The sequence below is a fragment of the Enterobacter sp. 342 genome, assembly GCF_036663495.1.
GTDB lineage: Bacteria > Pseudomonadota > Gammaproteobacteria > Enterobacterales > Enterobacteriaceae > Enterobacter.
This window is the reverse complement of sequence record NZ_JAWUEI010000086.1, coordinates 1-2,999: the sequence shown is the minus strand read 5'-3', so window position 1 is coordinate 2,999 and position 2,999 is coordinate 1. Positions and strand designations below refer to the sequence as shown.

Annotated in this window: 2 protein-coding genes; both read left to right on the top strand. The window is 49.6% G+C overall.

All coding sequences use genetic code 11. The features are described 5' to 3' along the window. Positions 1 to 96 precede the first annotated feature (96 nt). The gene (locus V6E55_RS25190) at positions 97 to 1,224 is read left to right on the top strand and encodes an ISAs1-like element ISKpn9 family transposase (RefSeq protein WP_316944106.1); all 1,128 of its coding nucleotides are present in this window, start codon (positions 97 to 99) and stop codon (positions 1,222 to 1,224) included. Between the two features lie 407 nt (positions 1,225 to 1,631). After that, the gene (locus V6E55_RS25185) at positions 1,632 to 2,900 is read left to right on the top strand and encodes an IS4-like element ISAeme4 family transposase (protein WP_041206016.1); all 1,269 of its coding nucleotides are present in this window, start codon (positions 1,632 to 1,634) and stop codon (positions 2,898 to 2,900) included. The last annotated feature ends 99 nt before the right edge of the window (positions 2,901 to 2,999 follow it).

The window sequence follows — 2,999 nt, the reverse complement described above, 5'->3', positions numbered from 1 at the left end:
AGGGTACCACCAATCAGCAGTTGGCCACCTCTCGCCATTCATCCATGAGTGTCGCACTTATTATCTGAATTCCCGCTTAACTAACTGTTTATTTTTATGGCCCAGAAGTCTTTGCTCGACTACCTTGAATCAATTCCAGACCCACGCAATCAGGCCAAGTGCTCGCATATCTTGTCAGAGGTTGTTTTCATGGCCATCTGCGCCATGATGTGCGGTTTTGATACTTGGAGCGAGATTACCTTGTTTGCTCAAGAGCGAGAGCCATGGTTCCGGCGCTGGTTGAGCTTGCCTGGCGGCATTCCATCACACGACACATTCAACCGCATTTTTGCCACTCTGCCTCCCGCCAGTCTGAAATCCATTTTTCAAGCGTGGATCGGCGACATCATGGGCGATGATAAGCTGGTTGGCCAACTAGCGGTTGATGGTAAAGCTCTTCGTGCTACCGCTAAAGGGCGAGGTGCCAACGCTGTTCATATGGTCAATGTCTGGTCAACTGAGCTGGGGATGTGTGTTGGCCAGCAAAAAGTCGCTGACAAATCTAACGAGATCACGGCAATACCTGAGCTACCCCAACTTCTTGAATTAAAAGGGTGTTTAGTCAGTATTGATGCGATGGGTACACAGGTAAAAATCGCCGACACCATCCTCAAAAAGTCGGGTGATTACCTGCTTGCAGTGAAAGACAACCAACCTAGCCTCAATACTGAAGTAAAAGAACAGTTCCAAGCGTATTGGGATAAGAATGAAACCGATGTTTCGGGGCACGGCTTTACTGAACAATTTGACTCAGAACATGGGCGAAAAGAGCATCGACGTTGTTGGGTTCTGATGGTTGATGAAAGCATGCCAGTTTGCCAGCAGTGGAAAGCGAAGACGATCATAGCCGTGCAGGCTGAGCGAATTGAAAATGGCAAAGGCTATGATTTCGTGAGATTTTATATAAGTAGCCGAGCGTTGGATGCCACCTCAGCGCTGAAGGCAACCCGAGCGCACTGGTCGGTAGAAAATCTGCTGCACTGGACTTTAGATATTGCGTTCGGAGAGGATCAACTTCAGGCCAGAGCGGGCTTCGCTGGGGAAAACTTAGCGGTCATCAGGCAGTGGATACTGAACATGCTGAAGCAAAACAAATCACGTAATCTAAGCATGGCCAACAAGCGCAGGCTCTGCTGTCTGAATGAACAATATTTGTTCGAATGTATGGGGTTGTTCAAAGTATAAACACTGATGCGTCAGCCCTGACAGCGCAGACAATGGCGCTGAGGAAGAAATCTCGATTCGAAGTATGATGGGTATAATTAAACGTAGCACACGGCGATTAACATTATTAAGATGCCAATTAATATATTGAAAAATATCACAGACTCAGTCGACCTCAGACAATTCAACTGAAAACCCAGCAAAATCGTCAACATTACCGCAAATTTTACTCTTTTTAACATTTCCTTTTTTCAACGACTATGCTCATTATCAGAGGCCTGCGCGCCTCTAAAAACCATTCAACAATTATGTAGATAAGAATCTACTCATGTACAGGATCTTTAGCAGCAACCAATTGAAATAGATATAAAAATGGCTTCGATTGTGATCTGATTTTATCGCCAAACAAAACCGCCACGCACGAAGCCATGACCATTATCGATGCCAACCACTATCTTGAGCAACTTCTCTCTCCTGCCGAACTCGACCGCATTGCCCGTGACTGCCAATTTTGCTTGCGCAAACGAGCCATTACGCCTGCCATGCTGGTGACTGCACTCTTGCGGGCACTTGGCTGCGACCAGGTCGATGGTATCGCTGGATTGCACCATCATTTCAATGCCTTGCAACTGGTTGATGCCCATCAGGTTTCCTACAAGCCCTTTCACAACCAGTTGCGCAAAGCGTCGTTCGCCCTGTTCATGAAGGCGCTGGTTGAACGGGCTATCGCCTTGCGTATCGGCCAACAGATGAAGACTGCATCCCTTGGCGCATTCAAACAGGTGTTGTTGCAGGATGGTACTTCCTTTGCCGTCCACAAAAGCCTGGCCGAAGTGTTTCCGGGAAGGTTCAAGACCATTAGCCCGGCGGCAATCGAGTGTCATATGCTCATGTCTCTATTGGAGCAAAGTCCAGTTTGCATGCAGGTCTCTGCCGATACGGCGTCAGAGCGCCAGTTCCTGCCTGAGCCCGAGCGGCTCAATAACAGCCTGCTGTTGGCGGACGCGGGTTACATCGATATGGCCTACTTTGCGAAACTAAACGAGGCGGGCGGTTTCTATCTGGTCAGGGGTAGTAAGAGCCTGAACCCGAAGATTATCCGGGCATGGCGCGGTGACGAACGGGAAGTGCCGAAGCTGGCGGGCCTGTCACTCAAGGATGCTGGACGGCGGCACTGTCGGGCAGAGGTACTGGATATGGTGGTGAAATCGGGCAAGTTCGAGTATCGGCTGATCCGACGCTGGTTTGCCGAGGAGAAACGGTTCTGTATCTGGATGACCAATCTGCCACGAGAGGCATGGCCAGCAGAGCGGGTGATGAGCCTGTACCGCTGTCGTTGGCAGGTGGAGCTGCTGTTTAAGGAGTGGAAGTCGCACAACCGGCTCAAGGGCTTTGTGACAGGTCAGAAAGCCATTGCCGAGGGGCTGGTGTGGGCCAGCCTGTTGTCGCTGGTGATGAAAAGACGGGTAGCTCAGACGCTGATGGGGGACGGTTTATCCACACTGAAAGCGGCGAAAAATAGCGGAACCTGGTGGTTCCCGTTATTGGAAGCGGTGGCTCATCGGGTGTTGGTGGAAATAAGAGAGCGTCTGGAATGGGCTGCCGTTTACTTGGCGAAAAATGCCCGTCGAACCAAGCAGCGAAAATCGATACAGAACAGGACCTTAGAAGGAATTTCAAATGAAGTGTTTTCTTAAGGTCCTGTATATGAGAATCTACTTAGGGAAGGTGCGAACAAGTCCCTGATATGAGATCATGTTTGTCATCTGGAGCCATGGAACAGGGTTCATCATGAG